Here is a 19,252-nt window from a genome sequence, read left to right as displayed (position 1 = left end):
GCCGACGACGAGCACGGACGAGAACGCCATGGCGGCGCCCGCGATCATCGGGTTGAGCAGCCCGAGCGCCGCGAGCGGGAGCGCCGCGACGTTGTAGGCGAACGCCCAGAACAGGTTCTGCCGGATCACCGCGAGCGTCCGGCGCGACAGGCGGACCGCCTGCCCCGCCGAGCGCAGGTCGCCCCGCACGAGCGTGAGGTCGGCCGCCTCGATGGCGACGTCCGTGCCCGTGCCCATGGCGAGCCCGAGGTCGGCGGCGGCCAGGGCGGCGGCGTCGTTCACGCCGTCGCCGACCATCGCGACGGTGCGGCCCTGCCCCTGGAGGCGGCGGACCGTCTCGAGCTTGTCGGCGGGCAGCACCTCGGCGACCACGTCCTCGGGGGCGATGCCCACCTCGGCCGCCACGGCCCGGGCGGCGCCGGCGTTGTCGCCGGTGAGCAGCACGGGCCGCAGGCCCAGGGCGCGCAGCTCGTCGACGGCCTCGCGCGCGCCGGGCTTCACCGGGTCGCGCAGCACGAGGACGCCGCGGGCGGCGCCGTCCCAGGCCACGACGACCGCGGTGGCACCGGTCGCCTCGGCCCGCTCGACGGCGCCCCGCACGGGGGCGTCGTCGACGCCCTCGCCCACGAGCCACGACCGGCGCCCGACGAGGACGCGGCGTCCGAGGCCGACCCCGGAGTGCGCCGCACGGACCACGCCGCCGACGCCGTGCCCCGCCTCGGCACGGAAGCCGTGCACCTGCAGCGAGCCGACGGCCACGCCGTCGGCGCCCGCGGGGGCGTCCGTCGCGGCCGGCTCGACCGCGGCGGCGACCGCCCGGGCGACCGGGTGCTCGGCGAGCGCCTCGACGGCGGCCGCGAGGCGCAGCACCTCGTCGCGGTCCTCGCCGGGGACGGGCAGCACGTCGACGAGAGCCATGCGGCCCTGCGTCACCGTGCCGGTCTTGTCGAGCACGACGGTGTCCGCGCGACGGGTGCGCTCGAGCACCTCCGGGCCCTTGATGAGGATGCCGAGCTGCGCGCCGCGGCCGGTGCCGGCGAGCAGGGCCGTCGGCGTGGCCAGGCCCAGGGCGCAGGGGCAGGCGATGATGAGGACGGCGACGGCCGCCGTGAAGGCGGTCTGCGCGTCGGCGCCCAGCAGCAGCCAGACGGCCAGGGTGGCGAGCGCGAGCACGATCACGACCGGCACGAAGACGGCCGAGACGCGGTCGGCGAGGCGCTGCACGGGGGCCTTCCCCGTCTGCGCCGCGGAGACGAGCCGGCCGATCTGCGCGAGGCGGGTCTCCTCGCCCACGCGGGTGGCGCGGACGACGAGGTGCCCGCCGCTGTTGACGGTCGCCCCCGTCACCTCGTCGCCGGGACCCACGTCCACGGGGACGGGCTCGCCGGTGAGCAGCGAGGTGTCGACGGCGCTGCTGCCCTCGACGACGACGCCGTCCGTGGCGACCTTCTCGCCCGGGCGGACGACGAACAGGTCGTCGACGTGCAGCCGGTCGACGGGCACGCGCCGCTCCTCGCGGCGGCCGTCGGGGCCCGCGACGAGCACGGCGACGTCCTTCGCGCCGAGGTCGAGCAGGGCGCGCAGCGCGTCCCCGGCCCGCCGGCGCGAGCGGTGCTCGAGGTACCGGCCGGCGAGCAGGAACGTGGTGACGACCGCCGCGACCTCGAAGTAGAGCTCGGGCATGCCCATGGCGGCGTGCCCGGGGTCGGCGGCCGGCCACAGGGTCGGCGTCATCGTCATGCCGAGGCGGCCCGCGCCGCCCAGGAGCAGCGCCCACAGCGACCACAGGGTCGCGGCGGCGATGCCGAGGGAGACGAGGGTGTCCATCGTCGAGGCGCCGTGCCGGCCGGCCCGGACGGCGGCCCGGTGGAACGGCCAGGCGGCCCAGGTCGCCACGGGCAGCGCGAGCGCGGCGACGACCCACTGCCAGCCCGTGAACTGCAGCGCGGGCACCATGGACAGCGCCACGACGGGCACGGTCAGCACGGCGGCGACGCGCAGGCGGCGGCGCAGCTCCGTGCCACGGGTGTCCGTGGGCGCGGAGGTGTCCTCGTCGGGGTCCATGTCGTGCCCCGGCGCCATGCTGTGGCCCGAGAGCGCGTGCTCGCGGGCGTCCATCCCGGCGTGGCCGCCGGGGTGACCCGCGTGCTCGGCGTGCTCGGCGTGCTCGGCGTGGCCCGTGGGGCGGTCGACCGCGGCGGGGGCGGCGGGCCCGCCCGTGACCCGCAGGACGCGGGCGTCGTAGCCGGCGGCCCGGACCGCGGCGACGAGCGCGTCGGTCGAGGCGGTGGTGGCGGGTGCGGCCGGGTCGTCCCCGGGCGCGGGCACGAGCGCGACGTGCGCCTGCTCGAGCGCGAGGTTGACGGTGGCGGTGGCGCCCGGGACGCGGCCGAGCCGCTTCTCGACGCGGCCGACGCAGGAGGCGCACGTCATGCCCTCGACCGCGAGGTCGACGGTGACGACGCCCGGGTCGGCGGTCGGGGGCCCGGCGGGCCCGGCGACCGACGGGGCGGCGTGCGGGGTGGGGGTGGTGCTCACAGGAGGGACCTCCGCGGGGTGACGGCGTAGCCGGCCTCCACGACGGCGGCCTGGACGGCCGCGTCGGCGAGGGGCGCGGCGGAGACGACGGTGACGGGCGAGGCGCCGCCCGCGACGAGCTCGACCTGGACGTCCTCGACGCCCGGGAGCGCGGACAGCTCCTCGGTGACGGAGCGGACGCAGTGGCCGCAGGTCATGCCGTCGACGGAGAAGGTGGTGGTGGTCATGGGTGCCTCCGGTGGGGTGGGGCCGCGGTGCGGCCGGTGGGTGGTGCGGACGGTCGGCTGCGGTCAGCTGCGGACGAGGCGCGCGATGGCGTCCGCCGCCTCCTTGACCTTCGCGGCGCCGGCCTCGGGCGACTGCCGCGCCGCGTCGACGACGCAGTGCGCGAGGTGGTCCTCGACGAGCCCGATGCTCACGGCCTGGAGGGCCTTGGTGACCGCCGAGACCTGGGTGAGGACGTCGATGCAGTACACGTCCTCGTCGACCATCCGCGCGATGCCGCGGACCTGGCCCTCGATGCGCCTGAGGCGCCGCAGGTACTCGGACTTCGCGTCCGTGTAGCCGTGCGGACCGGCGTGCGCGTCGACGGGCGTGCCGTCGGCGGGCGTGCTGCCGGCGGGGCCGTCGGGGGTGGTGCCCGGGGTCGAGGTCGCTGCGTCCATGCTCACCCCAACAGGATACCCCCCGGGGGTATTCCTCCCGACGCTGCGCCACGTCGTCGAAGGACGGGGTGGGGCGGACTCTGCAACGACGTGCAACGTGTGCACGCCCTTTGCAGACGGGGTGACCCGACGGTACGGTGCCGGTGCGCCCGGCCGCCGGCCGCGGCCCGAGTGACGAGGGAGTCACGTTGCGCTCATCGCCGAGCCTGCCCCTGCCCACCCGCCGAACCGCCCCTCGCGCCGCCGGCGCGAGCACCCGCCGTCCCCTGGCGGCGCTCTCCGCCCTCGCGGTCGCCCTCACCGGCGCCCTCGCGGGGGCCGTCCTGCCGGCGGCCGCCGCCGGTGCCGCCGCCCCCGGCGCCCCCGGCACCGCCGCGCGCACGGTCGCGCTCGTCGGCGACCTGCAGTCCGAGCTCGGGTGCGCGGCGGACTGGGACCCCACCTGCGTCGCCACGGGCCTCGCACCGACGGAGGCCGCCGGCGTGTACGCGGCCGAGCTCGTGGTGCCCGAGGGCGCCTGGCAGTACAAGGTCGCGCTCGACGGCGCCTGGGACGAGTCCTACGGGCTCGACGGCGTGCTCGACGGCGCGAACATCCCGCTCGTCGTCGGCGGCGGGACGCGGGTCCTCGTCACCTACGACGACGCCACGCACCGGGTGGCCCTGACGCCGCTCGGCCTGGCCGGGGCGTACGACGCCGCGGCCGACGCGGACCTCGTCGTGCCGCCCGCGCGCCAGCCCGGCAGCGACGAGCGGTTCTACTTCGTCATGACCGACCGCTTCGCCAACGGCGACCCGGCGAACGACACCGGCGGCCTGACGGGCGACCGCCTCGCCACGGGCTCCGACCCCACCGACCGCGGCTTCTACCAGGGCGGCGACCTCGCCGGCCTGCGCGCGAACCTCGACTACGTCGAGGGCCTGGGCACCACGGCGATCTGGCTGACGCCGTCCTTCCTCAACCGGCCGGTGCAGGGCGAGGGCGCGGACGCCTCCGCCGGGTACCACGGGTACTGGGTGACCGACTTCACGCAGATCGACCCGCACCTGGGGACGAACGCCGAGCTCGAGGCCCTCATCGCCGACGCCCACGCGCGCGGCATCAAGGTCTACTTCGACATCATCACGAACCACACCGCCGACGTCGTGGAGTACGAGGAGGGCACGTACGACTACGTGCCGATCGCCGACCGGCCGTGGACGGACGACGGGGGCGCCCCCGTCGACGTGGCGGCGCTCGCGGGCACGGACGCCTTCCCCGCCCTCGACCCGGCGACGTCCTTCCCGTACACGCCCGTCGTCGACGACGGCGCCGTGACGAAGGTGCCGGCCTGGCTGAACGACCCCACCGTGTACCACAACCGTGGCAACACGACGTGGTCGGGCGAGTCCGTGACCTACGGCGACTTCGACGGCCTCGACGACCTCATGACGGAGGACCCGCGCGTCGTCCAGGGCTTCGTCGACGTCTACACGGACTGGATCGACCTCGGCATCGACGGCTTCCGCATCGACACCGTCAAGCACGTGAACCGGGAGTTCTGGGACGCGTGGTCGGCGCAGGTCATGGACCACGCCCGGGCCGCCGGCAAGGACGAGTTCTTCATGTTCGGCGAGGTGTACGACGCCGACCCCGCCCTCCTGTCGCCCTACGTCCGCGAGACGGAGATGTCCTCCGTCCTCGACTTCACCTTCCAGTCGGCCGCGAGCGCGTACGCGGCGGGCGGCAACGCCTCGCTGCTCCAGCGCCTGTTCGCCGGCGACGACCGGTACACGACCCCGGACTCCTCGGCCACGGCGCTGCCGACGTTCCTCGGCAACCACGACATGGGCCGTGTCGGGTTCTTCGTGCGCCAGTCGCAGGACCCCCTGGCGCGCTCGGAGCTCGCGCACTCCCTCATGTACCTCTCCCGCGGCCAGCCCGTCGTCTACTACGGCGACGAGCAGGGCTTCGTCGGGTTCAACGGCACGGAGGGCAACGACAAGGCGGCGCGCCAGACGCTCTTCGCCACCCAGGTCCCGGAGTACGCCGACCAGCCGCTGCTCACCGGTGAGACGGCGGGGTCGGTGGACCGGTACGACACCGGGGCGCCGCTGTACACGCACATCGCCGAGCTGGCCGCGCTGCGCGAGAGCCACCCGGCGCTCGCCCAGGGCGCCCAGGTCGAGCTGCTCGCGGACGGCGCCCTCTACGCCTTCGCGCGCGTCGACCGCACGGAGCGGGTCGAGCACCTCGTCGTCACGAACTCCGGGGACGCCGCGGCGACCGCCACGGTCACGACGCTGACGCCGGGCGCCACCTACACGGGCCTGCTCGGCACGGACGGCACCGTCACGGCGGACGCCGACGGCGTCGTCGCGGTCGAGGTGCCGGCGCGGGGCGTCCTGCTCCTCGTCGCCGACCGGCCGGTGGCGGACGCCGCCGACGGGACCGTCGCGGTGGAGGTCCCCTCCGCGGGGGCCGCCGTCACCGGGACGGCCGAGGTCCTGGCCGACGTGGCCGACGACCGCTGGGCCGAGACGTCCTTCGCCTGGCGGGTCGTGGGCGCGGACGCCTGGACGCCGCTCGGCACCGCCGAGGACGACGAGCCACGGGTCTGGCACGACGTCGACGCGCTCGCCCCCGGCACGCTCGTCGAGTACCGCGCGGTCACGGTCGACGCGGCCGGCGACCGCGCGGCGGCCTCCACCTTCGCCTCCGTCGGGCACGCCGTGGACGGGGTGGTCGACGACGGCGGCCCCGGCCCGGTCCCGACCTACGGCGAGGTGTCCGTCCCCGGCACGCACAACTCCGAGATGGGCTGCGCGGCCGACTGGCAGCCCGCCTGCGCCCAGGCGCAGCTCACGGCGCGCGCCGACGGGGCCTGGGAGGGCACGTTCGACCTGCCCGCCGGCGACTACGAGTTCAAGGTCGCCGTCGAGAGCAGCTGGGACGTCAACTTCGGTGCCGGCGGCGTGCTCAACGGGCCGAACGTGCTCTACACGCACCCCGGTGGCACGGTGTCCGTGTACTTCGACCCCGCGACGCGGTACTTCTTCACCACGTCGCAGCACCCGGTCCTGACGCTGCCCGGCTCGTTCCAGAGCGAGCTCGGGTGCCCGGCGGACTGGTCGCCGGACTGCCTGCGGTCGCTGCTGACGGACCTCGACGGGGACGGGGTCTTCACGTTCACGACCGACGCGCTGCCGGCGGGGGGCTACGAGATGAAGGCCGCCCACGGCATGTCCTGGGACGAGAACTACGGCGCCGGCGGCGCCCCCGGCGGTGCGAACGTCACGTTCGACGTCGACGAGGACGGTGCGCCGGTGACGATCTCGTACGAGCTCGCGTCGCACCTGCTCACCGTCGGCGGGGACGTGTCCCCGGGCGTGCCCGGGGTCGGCGAGAGCTCCGCGCAGTGGCTCTCGCGCGACGTCCTCGTCGTGCCGGCGGCCTGGCCCGACGCGACGTACGCCCTGTGGGGCGCCGCCGCCGGCGGGATCACGCTGACGGACGGCGCGGTCGTCGTGCCGGACGGGGCCACCGAGCTCGCGCTCGGGCCCGACGCCGCAGGGCTGCCCGCGGAGCTGGCGGAGGCCTTCCCGCACCTGGCCGAGGGCTACCGCGTGCTGCGGGTCCGCACGGCGGCCGGGGACGCCCCCGACGAGGCGCTCGTCGCCGACCTGCTCCGGGGCCAGCTCGTCGTCGTCGGCACCGGGCCGGACGGCGTCGCCGCGTTCACCGGGGTGCAGATCCCCGGGGTCGTCGACGACCTCTACGCCGACGCGGTCGCCGACCGCACCTTCGGGGCGACCTGGCAGGGCAACCGGCCGACGCTCACCCTGTGGGCGCCGACCGCCACGGACGTCGACCTCCTCGTGTGGCCGGCGCGGCAGGGCGTGCCCGACCTCGCCGCGGAGCCGCAGCGCGTCGCGATGGCACGGGCGGACGACGGCACGTGGTCCGTGCGCGGCGAGAAGCGGTGGGCGGGTGCTGCCTACCGCTACGCGGTGACCGTGTTCGTGCCGTCGACCGGGGCCGTCGAGGTCAACGAGGTGACCGACCCCGCGTCGGTCGCGCTCACGACGAACTCGACGCACTCCGTCCTCGTCGACCTGGACGACCAGGCCTTCCGGCCGAAGCAGTGGGAGAAGGCCGCGCAGCCGGTCGTCGCCCCGGTCGACCAGACCATCTACGAGCTGCACGTGCGGGACTTCTCGATCGGGGACACGACCGTCCCCGAGGCCCTGCGCGGGACCTACGGCGCCTTCGCGCTCGAGGGCACCGCCGGGCGCGAGCACCTGCGGGCGCTCGCGGACGCCGGCCTGACGACCGTGCACCTGCTGCCGACGTTCGACATCGCGACCATCGAGGAGGACCGGGCCGCCCAGGCGGAGCCCGCGTGCGACCTGGCGTCGTCAGCGCCCGACTCCGAGGAGCAGCAGGCCTGCCTCTCGCCCGTGCGCGACGCCGACGGCTACAACTGGGGCTACGACCCGCTGCACTGGTCGGCGCCCGAGGGCTCCTACGCCGTCGACCCCACGGGCGGCGCGCGGGTGTCCGAGTTCCGCTCCATGGTCGGGGCGCTGCACGCCGACGGCCTGCAGGTGGTCCTCGACCAGGTGTTCAACCACACGAGCGCCAGCGGGCAGGACCCGCGCAGCGTGCTCGACCGCGTGGTGCCGGGGTACTACCACCGGCTCTCCGCCACCGGGGCCGTCGAGACCTCGACGTGCTGCCAGAACATCGCCACGGAGCACCGCGTCGCGGAGAAGCTCATGGTCGACTCCGTCGTGACCTGGGCGCGCGACCACAAGGTGGACGGCTTCCGGTTCGACCTCATGGGGCACCACTCCCGCGACTCGATGCTCGCCGTGCGGGAGGCGCTCGACGCGCTCACCGTCGCGGAGGACGGGGTGGACGGCTCGGCCGTCTACCTCTACGGCGAGGGCTGGAACTTCGGCGAGGTCGCCGACGACCGGCTCTTCGAGCAGGCCCGGCAGGGCAACCTCGGCGGCACCGGCATCGGGACGTTCTCCGACCGGCTCCGGGACGCCGTCCGCGGCGGCGGGCCCTTCGACGAGGACCCGCGCCGGCAGGGCTTCGGCAGCGGTCTGGGCACGGACGACAACGGCGCCGTGGGCGCGGACGGCGCTCCCGTGAACGGCACGCCCGAGGAGGTCGCCGCCCGGCTCGCCCACGAGACGGACCTCGTCCGCCTCGGCATGGCCGGCAACCTGCGCGACTACGCGTTCCTCACCAGCGACGGCGAGGTCCGCACCGGTGCGGAGATCGACTACAACGGCCAGCCGGCCGGGTACGCCGACTCCCCGGAGGAGGTGGTGACGTACGTCGACGCGCACGACAACGAGACGCTGTTCGACGCCCTGACGTACAAGCTGCCCGTGGCCACGACCATGGCCGACCGGGTCCGCATGAACACGCTGTCGCTCGCGACGACCGCGCTCGCGCAGACGCCGTCCTTCTGGCACGCCGGGACGGACCTGCTGCGCAGCAAGTCGCTCGACCGGGACAGCTACAACTCGGGCGACTGGTTCAACGTGCTCGACTGGACCGGCGCCGAGAACGGGTTCGGCCGGGGCCTGCCGCCGGCGGAGGCCAACGAGGCGAAGTGGGGCTTCATGCGGCCGCTCCTCGCCGACGGGTCGCTGGCCCCGACGGCGCAGGACGTCGCCGCGGCCACCGCCCAGGCGCAGGACCTGCTCCGCCTGCGCTCGTCGACCCCGCTCTTCCGGCTCGGCAGCGCGGACCTCATCACGTCCAAGCTGACGTTCCCGGGCAGCGGTCCCGACGCCCTGCCCGGCGTCGTGACGATGCACGTCGACGACCGGGTCGGTGAGGACGTCGACCCGGCGCTCGACGGGCTGCTCGTCGTGCTCAACGCCTCCGACGCGCCGGCGACCGTGCCGGTGGAGGCGCTGGCAGGGCGGACCTACCGGCTCTCCGACGTGCAGCGCGACGGGGCCGACGCCACGGTCCGCGGCACCACGTGGGACGCGGCGACCGGGACGGTGACGGTGCCCGCGCGGACCGTGGCCGTCCTCGTCGAGGACCAGGGCCCCGCCCTGCACTCGCTCGTCTACGTCTACCGCAAGCTCGACGCCGGACGGCCGGCGTCCTGGTCGAACAGCGGTCAGCAGCGGCTCGTCGCCGTGACGGACGGGCACGTGCGGCAGACCGTGACGGCGGCGCAGCTCCCGGCCGACGTCTGCGGCCGCGGCTGGGCCGTGCAGGAGGACTGGACCCGGGGGCTGGTGGGCGACCCGCCCGCCGTCGTCGACCGGGCCACCGGCGAGGGGGTGCTCGGGCGGCTCTCGGTCCGCTCGTGGCACCGGGACCTGGAGCGGGACCTCGTCGTGCCGCCCTGCCGGGCCGGCTGAGGCCGGGCCCGCCCCCGGACGGCCGCGGTGGGCCCGGGCGCACGTCCGGGCCCACGTCCGGGCCCACGTCCGGACCACCGCGCGCCCTCCTCCGAGGGCCGTCGTCCCCGCCGCCGCACGTCGGCACGGGGGCGACGGCCCTCCGCCGTGCGCGCCGCCCCGCGCGCCGACAGAGTGGGCGCCATGACCGCCGCGCTCGTCGTCCTCGGGGCCACCGGTGACCTCACCGCCCGCTACCTGCTGCCCGGGCTCGCCCAGGTGCAGCCGTCGGTCGAGGGCGGACTGCGCCTCGTCGGCGTCGCCCAGGACGACCTCGACACGGAGGGCTTCCGCGAGCACGTGCGGACGAAGCTCGAGCAGCACGCCACCGCGGCGTCCCCGGAGGTCCGGGCGGCGCTGGCCGACGGGGCGGAGTACGTGCACGGCGACGTGACCGACCCCGCGACCCTCGCCGCGGGCATCGCGGCCGCCGGTGTCGCCCCCGACGAGCCGACCGTCCTGTACCTCGCCCTGCCGCACGTGCTGTTCCTGCCCGTCGTCGAGGCGCTGGCCCGGGTGGACCTGCCGCCGGGGCTGCGCGTCGTCGTCGAGAAGCCGTTCGGCAAGGATCTGGCGGGGGCGGTCGAGCTCAACGCGGCGCTCGGCCGGCTGCTGCCGGAGGACCGCGTCTTCCGCGTGGACCACTTCCTCGCGAAGCAGACCGTGCTCAACGTGCTCGGCCTGCGCTTCGCCAACCGCGTGCTCGAGCCCCTGTGGAGCAGCCAGCACGTCGAGTCCGTCGACATCGTCTTCGACGAGACCGTCGACGCCCAGGCCCGCGCCTCCTACTACGACCGCTCCGGCGCCCTGCGCGACATGGTGCAGAACCACCTGCTCCAGCTGCTGACGTACGTGGCCATGGAGCCGCCCACGTCCATGGACCCCGCCGACCTCGCCGCGCGGAAGGCCGACGTGCTGCGCGCCGTGCGCACCCCCGACCGCGAGCACGTGGCGCGGTGGACCGTGCGGGGCCGCTACACCGCCGGCACCGTGACGGGGAAGGACGGCGAGCGGCCGGTGGGGTCCTACGTCGACGCGCCCGGTGTGGAGGCCGACCGGGGCACCGAGACCTACGCCGAGATCACCCTGTGGGTCGACACCTGGCGCTGGGGCGGGGTGCCGTTCCGCCTGCGCACCGGCAAGGCGCTGGGCGCGGACCGGCGCGAGATCGTCGTGCGGTTCCGTCCCGTCCCGCACCGGGTCTTCGCCGGCGCCGCGCCCGCCACGAACGAGCTGCGCCTCCAGCTCGACCCCGACCGGATGGCGCTGCGCCTCAACGTCAACGGGCTCGGCGACCCCTTCGACCTCGAGACCGTCGACCTCGACGCGCAGCTCGCCCGTCAGGACCCGACGCCGTACGGGCAGCTCCTCCTGGCCGTCATCGACGGCGACACCCGCCTCTCGGCCCGGGCGGCCGAGGCGGAGGAGGGATGGCGGATCGTCGAGCCCGTGCTCGCGGCCTGGGCGGCCGGCGCCTCGCCGCTGCGCGACTACGCCGCGGGCAGCGACGGCCCGGACGCCCCGACGACGAGCAGCGCCCCGGTCTGACGGCCACGGGGCGACCAGGGCCTGGCACCTCACCGGCTGCACGGCGACGAGGAGCGCGGCTCACCCCACTGGCCGCGGCGAGACGGCGGAGCGCCGCCGTCTCGTCGGCCTCGTCCCACGAGGACGCCCGTCAGAACGGCGGGGGGCCCATGGCGATCGGCTCCGTCGGGGCGCGCCCGGGGTCGACCGACTTCGACGGGCTCGGCGACGGCGCGCGGGCGCCCGAGGCGCCGCCGCCTGCCGCACCGAACCGGAGCGCCGGTTCCGTGCGGTACCGGCGGCCGCGGGGCGACACCCAGGACGCGACGCCGTCCGCCGCCACGGCCACGCGCCACCCGGCGAGGTGCTTGAGCCGGTGGTGGTGCCGGCACAGGTGCACGAGGTTCTCGGGGTCGGAGCAGCCGCCCGCGGCCCAGTCGTGCGCGTGGTCGACGTCGCAGCGGTGGACCGGGCGCGGGCAGCCCATGAAGCGGCAGGTGCCGTCCCGGGCCTGGAGGAGTCGCCGCAGCGCGCCGGTCATGCGGTAGGTGGTGCGGTCGACGGCACGGACCGCCCCGTCGACGGGGTCGACGAGGACGCGCGTGAGGGTCCGCGCGCCGGCGACGAGCTGCCGGGTCAGCGCCGGGTCGATCGGCCCGACGCCGGCCAGCTCGCCGGGAAGGTCCTCGCCCAACAGGGTGCCGATGGGCACGGTCACGTGGATCGTCGCGTGCAGGCCCGCGTCGGGGTTCTCCCGGTACCGACCACCGGCGATCGTGGGAGGAGGGGCCGGCGGGCTGGCGGGAGGGGCCTGCGCGGCGGGGCCCTCCTCGTCGGCTGACGCACCGACGTCAAGGAACACCCTGGCGCCGCCGCGCGAGGGTGCCGGGTCTCGAGGACTCGACCTGGGGTCGCGCGTCGCGTCGCCGGACCTGTCACCGGGGTCCGGAGAGGTCGGTCGAGCCGCCGTCGACGGGGCAGAACCAGTCGGAGGCGGGCCGGGAAGGGGCGGCAGCCCGGTCGTCACCCCCAGCAGCCGGTCGACGAGGACGTCCGCGCGGAGCCGGTCGAGGGTGGTGCCAGGCAGGCTTCCGTGGTCCGCGGACGCCGGCAGGCCGTCGAGGACCGCCCGGGCGGTGCGGGTCAGGCCGTCGTAGACCGCCTCCGCACCGGCGGTGGGCAGCAGCGCCCACAGCGACGTCATGCCGTCCCGCTCCGGCACGAGCCGCACGCAGCGCTCCTCGCGCGCCGTCGCATGCCGCTCCGCGGTGGGGACGGGGTGGCGCCGGTCGCACCACCGGCGGACGAGGACCGCGAAGCGTCGCACCGTCACGCCGACCCCCAGGGGCACGAGCTCGGCGTCGGCGGCGGCCCACGCGGGCTCGGGGAGCCGTCGCGTACCGTCGAGGAGCGCCTGCGCGTGACGCAGCGACAGCCGGCCGTCGGACACGGCGTCCAGCACCGCAGGGCGGTCGGCGGTCAGCTCGACGGCCTCGCGCGCCCGGACCGACATGGTCCCCTCGGGCACGGCGAGCAGGGTGGCCAGCTCGGCGACGGCCGTGCGGTGCTCGAGCTCCTCGGACGAGTGACGCGTCGCGTCCGGGTCCCGGTGCGCGAGGCCGGCGCCGAGCCGTCCCCAGCGGTACGCCTCCGCGAGCAGCTGCGTCTGCCAGGCGGCGACCGCGCGCGCGGCCTCCTCCGAGCGCTGCAGCGCGTGGAGGAGTGCGTCGAGCCGGGCCTCGGCGGCGTCGCGGACGCCCGGGATCGCCGCCAGGGCGGCGACGGGCAGGTCGTGCCCGACGAGGTGGTCGAAGCGGTCGTCCTCGACCGGTTCCCGTGCCCCGACGCCGTGCTCGAGGATCGCGACGACCAGCTCCGGGTCCAGCCCGGCGGCCGCAGGGTCGACCTCGACCGTCCTCGGGTCCGGCGCGACGGCGCGCGGGCGTCGGAACTCGGAGCGGATCCCGACGGGACCCGCCTCCGCTCGTTCCGCGACCGCTGACGTCATGGGTCCATCCCAGCACCCACCACCGACACGACCGCGGTGAGCCGCCCCCAGCCCCGGCGCAGCCGCCGTCCCGGAAGGACCGGCGCGCACGCCACCCATCGCGGTGCAGGCACGGTGGACTATGCCTGGTCGGGGGGCTGGTGACGGAGGAACTGAGGGAGTGGCAGGCAGGGGCGGAACCGGCGCGGGGAGCCCGTCCCGTTCCCGCCGGCGGTCAGGGAGTGGGGCGGCGGGCCTCGGCGGCGGCGCGGGCGGCGGCGGGGAGGGCCTCGACGACGCGCGCGACGGCGTCGTCGTCGTGGGCGGCCGAGACGAACCACGCCTCGAAGGCCGACGGGGGCGCGTAGACGCCGGCGTCGAGCAGCGCGTGGAAGAACGGGGCGTAGCGCCAGGACTCGCTCGCGAGCATCCCGGCGTAGTCCTGGACCTCGCCGCGGGCGGCGGCCTCGCCGAAGACCGTGCTGAAGAGGTTGCCGGCGGTGTGGACCCGGTGCGGCAGCCCCGCGGCGGCCAGCGCGGCGGAGACCTCGCGGCCGAGCACGGCGGCGACGTGGTCGACGCGCGCGTACACGGCGTCGTCCGCCAGGCGCAGCGTGGCCAGCCCCGCGGCGGTCGCCACAGGGTTCCCCGACAGCGTGCCCGCCTGGTAGACGGGCCCGAGGGGCGCGAGGAGGTCCATGACCTCCGCCCGCCCCGCGACCGCCGCGACGGGCAGCCCGCCCCCGACGACCTTGCCGAACGTCAGCAGGTCCGGCGCCCAGCCCTCGCGGGCGCCCTCGAGCCCCCACCAGCCGGCGGGGGAGACGCGGAAGCCGGTGAGGACCTCGTCCTGGATGAGCAGCGCCCCGTGCTCGGCGGTGATGCGGCGCAGGGCCGCGTTGAAGCCCGGCAGCGGGGGCACCACGCCCATGTTGGCCGGCGCCGCCTCGGTCATGACGGCGGCGATCCGCGGGCCGTGGGCGGCGAAGGCCTCCTCGACGGCGGCGACGTCGTTGTACGGCAGCACGAGCGTCTCGGCCGCGACGGCCGCCGTGACCCCCGCGGACCCCGGCAGCGCGAGCGTCGCCACCCCGGAGCCGGCGGCGGCGAGCAGGGCGTCGACGTGCCCGTGGTAGCAGCCGGCGAACTTCACGACGAGGTCCCGGCCCGTCGCGCCCCGCGCGAGGCGCAGCGCGGTCATCGTCGCCTCCGTCCCCGTGGAGACGAGCCGCACGCGCTCCGCGGCCGGCACGCGGCGGCGCACCTCGTCGGCCAGCTCGACCTCCGTGACGGTCGGGGCGCCGAAGCTCAGCCCGCGGGAGGCCGCCTCCTGCACGGCGGCGAGGACGGCGGGGTGCGCGTGCCCGAGCAGGGCGGGGCCCCAGGATCCGACGAGGTCGACGTAGGTGCGGCCGTCGACGTCCGTCACGGTGGGGCCGGAGGCGGAGGACAGGAACCGCGGGGTGCCGCCGACGGAGCCGTAGGCGCGCACGGGCGAGTTCACGCCGCCGGGGATGACGGCGCGGGCGCGCTCGAAGGCCTCCGCGTTCGTCGTCGTGCCGCTGCGCCCGGCCCGCCCGGCGCCGGTCGTGTCCAGCCGCTCGACCGTGCCGGTGCTGTCCGTCGTCGCGTGCCTCATCCGTCCTCCGTCCGCAGGTGCGACCGCCAGCCTAGGCGGCGGCGCCCTCGGGGCCCGCCGCGCCCTCCGCGGCCCCTCAGCGCGGGTGCCGTGCTGTCCCGGTGCGGCGGGGGGCGCCTCAGGGGCAGACGACGACGCGGAAGGTCGCGGTGGTCGCGGTCACGGAGGGCGACGTCGTCGAGGTGACCCGGACGCGGTAGCCCGTGCCGGCGGCGACGGTCGTCGGGACGGTGCCCGTCCAGGTGCCGGGCGCGGCGGCGACGCCGGCCGCCAGGGGGGTGGCGGTGCCGTCGGCGGCGACGAGCTCGAGCCGGACGGTGCTGCCGAGACCCGTGGCCGCGTTCCAGGTGACCGGCAGCCGCCGGCCCGTCCCGACGAGGGACCCCCCGGCCGGGGTGGACGCCGCGAGCGGCACCGGGGCCTGCAGGAACGCCGCCGTGCCCGCCGCGGTGCTGTTGAGCACGGCCCGGTTGTCCGCGGCCTGCGGGCTGCCGACCGGTGCCCCCGTCGGCGCGCCGTCGACGGTGAGGTCGGGGTTGGAGAAGCGCAGGAGGCGGGTGCACCCGGGGCACGCGTTGGCGTAGGCCATGACCGTGCGCCAGCCGTGGGCCGGGTCCACCCAGTCGTAGCCGTGCCCGAAGGCCGGCGTGCCGGACCAGGACCCGCGGTCGTGCGCGGCGCCGAGGCTGTGGCCGAGCTCGTGCGCGAAGCTGAAGTTGCCCGTGCTGCACGACTGGTCGACGACGCTGTACGCGTAGCTGCGGAAGGACGACCCGACGGGGTTCTGGATGTAGGCGATGCCGCACGCGGCGTTGGCCGAGTCGTCGACGACGAGCGCGACGAGGTCGGCGCCGTCGGCGGTGCGCATCGTCGTGAGGGAGTCGTTCCAGCCGTCCGTGGGGCTCGTCGCCTGCGCGAGGACCTGCGCGGTGACGTCGCCGTTCGTCGGCACCTCGACGGCGCGCGTCAGGCGCAGGTGCGCCGCGATCCCGGAGGTGACGAACGCCTGGTTGGCCTGGCCGACCGCCAGTCGGATGTCGGCCTCGATCGCCGTCCGCCCGCCGCGGGCGAGCATCGCGGCCGTCGTGTAGCCGACGAGGACGTCGACGACGGGCACCCCGTCGGGCTCGGCGGCCGGCACGGTCGCGGACGCGCTGGTCGCGGACGTGCTGGTCGCGGACGTGCTGGTCGCGGACGTGCTGGTCGCAGGCGTGCCGTCCGGCAGGGAGGGGCCGTCGGCGGCCGCCCCGACGACCGGGTCGGGGTGCGACGGGGGGTCGATGCCGTCGTCGCCCCCCTCGGGGAAGGCGGCCGTGTCGAGCTCCTCGACGACGGCCTCGCCGGCCGCGACCGCGGTGATCCGGTACGCCGGGCCGTGCGCGGGCACGACGGTGCCGGCGAGCGCCCCCTCGTGGCCGACGAGCACCACGGAGCTGCCCCCCTGCCCGTCGACCTCGCCCGTCCAGGTGACGGAGCCGTCCGCGGCGGCCCTCGGGGCGTCGAGCCGGACGGCCACGGTCCCGCCGACGAGGGGCAGGTCGACCGTCGCGGACGTGCCGGTCGCCCGCTCGAGCGCCGCCACGTCGACCGCCACGGGCTGCTGGCGGACCACCTCGGCGGCGGCGCCGGCGACGACCGCGCCCGCCGGGACGAGGACCGCCGTGCCGTCGTCGGGGGTCCCGGCGGCGAAGGGGCCGGCCGCGGGCGTGCCGAGGGGCGAGGGGGCGGGCGCCAGGGGCGTCGGGGCCGGGGCGAGGGACGCGTCGGGGACGGGTGCCGTCGTCGGGGCGGTGGCCGCCGTCCGGCCCGGCTCCGGGGCGGCCGCGGCGGGGGCGGGGGCGGCCGGGGTCCCGCCCGACGGACCGCCCGCCACCGCCGTCCACCCGACGCCCCCGGCGACGACCACGACCGCCGTCACGCCTGCGCACACCTGCGCGGCGCGACGGACGGCGTGGGGACGCGGTGCGACGGGGGCCATGCGCAGCCGATCGTCGCCCCGGCCCGGACCGGTGACCTCGAGCGGTCCCGGTCACCCGCCGGCACGAGCGGGTCACCCGGGGGACGGGTCCCGGGTCACCCGACCGGGGCACGTGCGGGGTGGGTGCGGGGCAGGTGCGGAGCACGAGCGGGTGCGGCCGGGGCACGAGCGGGGTGCGGCCGGGGTCCCCGCCCGGCCCTCAGCGCTCGCGCAGCCAGCCCGCCAGCTCGGTCGCCCAGTAGGTGAGGACGGTGTCCGCGCCCGCGCGGCGGATGCTCAGCACGGACTCCTCCACCGCCCGGCGCCGGTCGATCCACCCCTGCGCGGCGGCGGCCTCGACCATCGCGTACTCGCCCGACACCTGGTAGGCCCAGACGGGCACGGTCGAGGTGGCGGCCACGTCGGCCAGCACGTCCAGGTAGCTCATCGCGGGCTTCACCATGACGACGTCGGCGCCCTCCGCCATGTCCGCCGCGACCTCGCGCGCCGCCTCCCGCCGGTTGCCCGGGTCCATCTGGTACGCCCGCCGGTCGCCCTGCAGGGCCGACTCGACCGCCTCGCGGAAGGGCCCGTAGAACGCCGAGGCGTACTTGGCGGCGTAGGCCAGCAGCAGCACGTCCTCGTGGCCGGCGGCGTCCAGCGCGTCGCGGACCGCCGCGGTCTGGCCGTCCATCATCCCGGACAGGCCGAGCAGGTGGGCGCCCGCGTCGGCCTGCGCGAGGGCCATGTCGACGTACCGCGCGAGCGTGGCGTCGTTGTCGACGCGCCCGTCCGGCGCCAGGACCCCGCAGTGCCCGTGGTCCGTGAACTCGTCGAGGCAGAGGTCCGCCTGCACGACGAGCGCGTCCCCCACCTCCGCGACGAGGTCCGCCAGCGCCACGTTGAGGATCCCCGCGGGGTCGCTCGCGCCGCTGCCCGCCGCGTCGCGCACGGCCGGGATGCCGAAGAGCATGAGGCCGCCGATGCCGGCCTCGGCGGCCTCGACCGCCGCCCGCCGCAGGGAGTCGCGGGTGTGCTGCCGGACGCCGGGCATCGAGGCGATCGGGCGCGGCTCGTCGAGCCCCTCGCGGACGAAGACGGGCAGCACGAGGTTGGCCGGGTGCAGGCGCGTCTGCGCCACGAGGCGGCGGACGGCCGGCGTCGTGCGGGTGCGGCGCAGGCGGACGCGGCCGGGCGTGGTGAGCGGGGGACGGCCCGCGCCGGACGGGTGGGCGGCGGGCGCCGCGGGCGAGGGGGTTGCGCCGGTGCCCGTGCCGGTGGGCGCGGCGTGGCGGTCGTCGGTGAGGCTCATGGCTCCCTCTCGGCGGGGCGGGTGTCGGGGCGGGTGTGAAGGTGGTCGGCGCTGCCCTCGGCGGCGAGGTCGTCGGCGGGGCCGTCGACGGCGTCGGGGGTCGGGCGTCCGGCGGGGCGGGCGTGCTCGTCGACGGCCCGGACGAGCGCGGCGACGAGGGCGGCGGTCGTGGGGGCGGCGGCGACCGCGTGGACGGGGACGCCGCGCTCGCGGGCGGCGTCGGCGGTCGTCGCGCCGATGCACGCGACGAGGACGCCCGGCGGCGGCGGGCCGAGCCGGCGCACGAGCGCGTCGACCGCGGAGGGGGAGGCGAGCAGCACGGCGTCGACCCCGCCGCCGCGCCAGGCCGCCGCCACGTCGGATGGGGGGTCGGGGGCGTCGACGGTGCGGTAGACGACGAGCTCGCGCACGTCCCAGCCGCGGGCGCGCAGCCCGGTCGGCAGCGTGGGCAGCGCGCGGTCGCCGCGCGGCAGCAGCACCGTGCGCGGCGCCGGGCCGGCCGGCCGCTCCGGCCAGACGGCGAGCAGGCCCGCGGCGTTCCCCAGGCTCGCGGGGGGCACGAGGTCCGTCGCGACGCCCGCCGCGGCCAGCGCGCGGGCGGTCCCGGGGCCGACGGCCGCGACCCGGGTGCCGGACGCCGCGAGGGCCGCGCCGAGCCCGGCGTCCGCCGCGACGAGGGGCGGCACCGCCGCGGCGCTGGTCACGGCGAGCCAGGCGACCCGGCCGGCCGCCACGTCGGCGAGGGTGGCCCGCACGGGGCCCAGGTCGTCGACGTCGGCCGTGACGAGCAGCGGCACGACGAGGGCGCGGGCCCCGGCCGCCGCCAGCGCCACGCGCGCCGCCGGGCCGCCGCTCGCGGTCCCGGGCACGAGGACGGTCCGTCCGGCCAGCGGGGCCGCGGACGTGCCGCCCTGCCCGGACGTGCCGGCCAGCCCGGACGTGCCGGCCTGCGCGGACGTGCCGCCCTGCCCGGACGGGCCGGCCTGTGCGGACGTGCCGGCCCGGACGTCCCGGTCCGACGTCACCGGGCGCGCACCGCCGCGAGGTCGGCCGCGCCGAGCGCGACGAGCTCGTCGGCGAGCAGGACGCCGAGCCCGCGCGCGACGGACTCGGCGCCGTCGCCGTCACCGGCGCCCGCGTCGAGCAGGCCGCTGCCCGCGTCCGCGCCGGGCCCCGCGTCCGCGCCGGGCCCCGCGGCGACGTCGTCG

11 protein-coding genes are annotated in these 19,252 nt (G+C 77.2%); 2 read left to right on the top strand and 9 right to left on the bottom strand.

Translation table 11 applies throughout. The annotated features are described in order from the left end of the window. The 3 genes from EJA20_RS14860 to EJA20_RS14850 all read right to left on the bottom strand — a co-directional run. Positions 1-2,538 (bottom strand): heavy metal translocating P-type ATPase (locus EJA20_RS14860; protein ID WP_276319548.1); only part of this gene is annotated, 2,538 nt, incomplete at its 3' end. Continuing rightward, the gene (locus EJA20_RS14855) at positions 2,535-2,765 is read right to left on the bottom strand and encodes a heavy-metal-associated domain-containing protein (RefSeq protein WP_129339278.1); all 231 of its coding nucleotides are present in this window, start codon (positions 2,763-2,765) and stop codon (positions 2,535-2,537) included. The genes EJA20_RS14855 and EJA20_RS14860, both read right to left, overlap by 4 nt. Positions 2,766-2,828: 63 nt before the next feature. After that, entirely contained in the window at positions 2,829-3,203 is a 375-nt protein-coding gene (locus EJA20_RS14850; protein ID WP_240675532.1) for a metal-sensitive transcriptional regulator, read from the bottom strand. A 188-nt stretch (positions 3,204-3,391) separates the two neighbouring features. Between EJA20_RS14850 and pulA the strand changes: the two genes are divergently transcribed. Together pulA and EJA20_RS14840 are read left to right on the top strand one after the other, a co-directional pair. Then, positions 3,392-9,583 (top strand): pullulanase-type alpha-1,6-glucosidase, encoded by a 6,192-nt coding sequence (gene pulA, locus EJA20_RS14845; protein ID WP_338068835.1) that lies wholly within the window; start codon positions 3,392-3,394, stop codon positions 9,581-9,583. 183 nt (positions 9,584-9,766) lie between these two features. Then, positions 9,767-11,170, top strand: coding sequence for a glucose-6-phosphate dehydrogenase (locus tag EJA20_RS14840; RefSeq protein ID WP_129339277.1), 1,404 nt, complete (start codon positions 9,767-9,769; stop codon positions 11,168-11,170). A 130-nt stretch (positions 11,171-11,300) separates the two neighbouring features. Here EJA20_RS14840 and EJA20_RS14835 read toward each other — a convergent pair whose 3' ends face one another. The 6 genes from EJA20_RS14835 to EJA20_RS18795 all read right to left on the bottom strand — a co-directional run. Beyond that, positions 11,301-13,157: an HNH endonuclease signature motif containing protein gene (locus EJA20_RS14835; RefSeq protein WP_164984002.1), complete on the bottom strand. Its 1,857-nt coding sequence runs from the start codon at positions 13,155-13,157 to the stop codon at positions 11,301-11,303. A gap of 214 nt (positions 13,158-13,371) precedes the next feature. Continuing rightward, a complete protein-coding gene (hemL, locus tag EJA20_RS14830) occupies positions 13,372-14,775 on the bottom strand; it encodes a glutamate-1-semialdehyde 2,1-aminomutase (RefSeq protein WP_129339275.1) in 1,404 nt (467 codons plus the stop codon). 118 nt (positions 14,776-14,893) lie between these two features. After that, positions 14,894-16,753, bottom strand: coding sequence for a reprolysin-like metallopeptidase (locus EJA20_RS14825; protein WP_129339274.1), 1,860 nt, complete (start codon positions 16,751-16,753; stop codon positions 14,894-14,896). A gap of 199 nt (positions 16,754-16,952) precedes the next feature. Then, the gene (gene hemB, locus EJA20_RS14820) at positions 16,953-18,044 is read right to left on the bottom strand and encodes a porphobilinogen synthase (RefSeq protein ID WP_129339273.1); all 1,092 of its coding nucleotides are present in this window, start codon (positions 18,042-18,044) and stop codon (positions 16,953-16,955) included. After that, positions 18,041-19,069 (bottom strand): uroporphyrinogen-III synthase, encoded by a 1,029-nt coding sequence (locus EJA20_RS14815; protein ID WP_129339272.1) that lies wholly within the window; start codon positions 19,067-19,069, stop codon positions 18,041-18,043. The genes hemB and EJA20_RS14815 overlap by 4 nt, the downstream gene beginning before the upstream one ends. Next, positions 19,066-19,252 (bottom strand): hypothetical protein (locus EJA20_RS18795; protein ID WP_205687524.1); only part of this gene is annotated, 187 nt, incomplete at its 5' end. The genes EJA20_RS14815 and EJA20_RS18795, both read right to left, overlap by 4 nt.

It is taken from the genome of Cellulomonas endophytica, from assembly GCF_004123805.1.
GTDB lineage: Bacteria > Actinomycetota > Actinomycetes > Actinomycetales > Cellulomonadaceae > Cellulomonas > Cellulomonas endophytica.
Note: the sequence above shows the minus strand (reverse complement) of the source record. Positions and strands in the feature narration are given on the sequence as shown.

What these genes read in the sequence shown, in the direction of transcription:
- EJA20_RS14835 (WP_164984002.1), bottom strand. Translation starts at nt 13,157, where the DNA reads ATGACGTCAGCGGTCGCGGAACGAGCGGAGGCGGGTCCCGTCGGGATC.
- hemL (WP_129339275.1), bottom strand. Translation starts at nt 14,775, where the DNA reads ATGAGGCACGCGACGACGGACAGCACCGGCACGGTCGAGCGGCTGGAC.
- hemB (WP_129339273.1), bottom strand. Translation starts at nt 18,044, where the DNA reads ATGAGCCTCACCGACGACCGCCACGCCGCGCCCACCGGCACGGGCACC.
- EJA20_RS14850 (WP_240675532.1), bottom strand. Translation starts at nt 3,203, where the DNA reads ATGGACGCAGCGACCTCGACCCCGGGCACCACCCCCGACGGCCCCGCC.
- EJA20_RS14825 (WP_129339274.1), bottom strand. Translation starts at nt 16,753, where the DNA reads ATGGCCCCCGTCGCACCGCGTCCCCACGCCGTCCGTCGCGCCGCGCAG.
- EJA20_RS14840 (WP_129339277.1), top strand. Translation starts at nt 9,767, where the DNA reads ATGACCGCCGCGCTCGTCGTCCTCGGGGCCACCGGTGACCTCACCGCC.
- EJA20_RS14855 (WP_129339278.1), bottom strand. Translation starts at nt 2,765, where the DNA reads ATGACCACCACCACCTTCTCCGTCGACGGCATGACCTGCGGCCACTGC.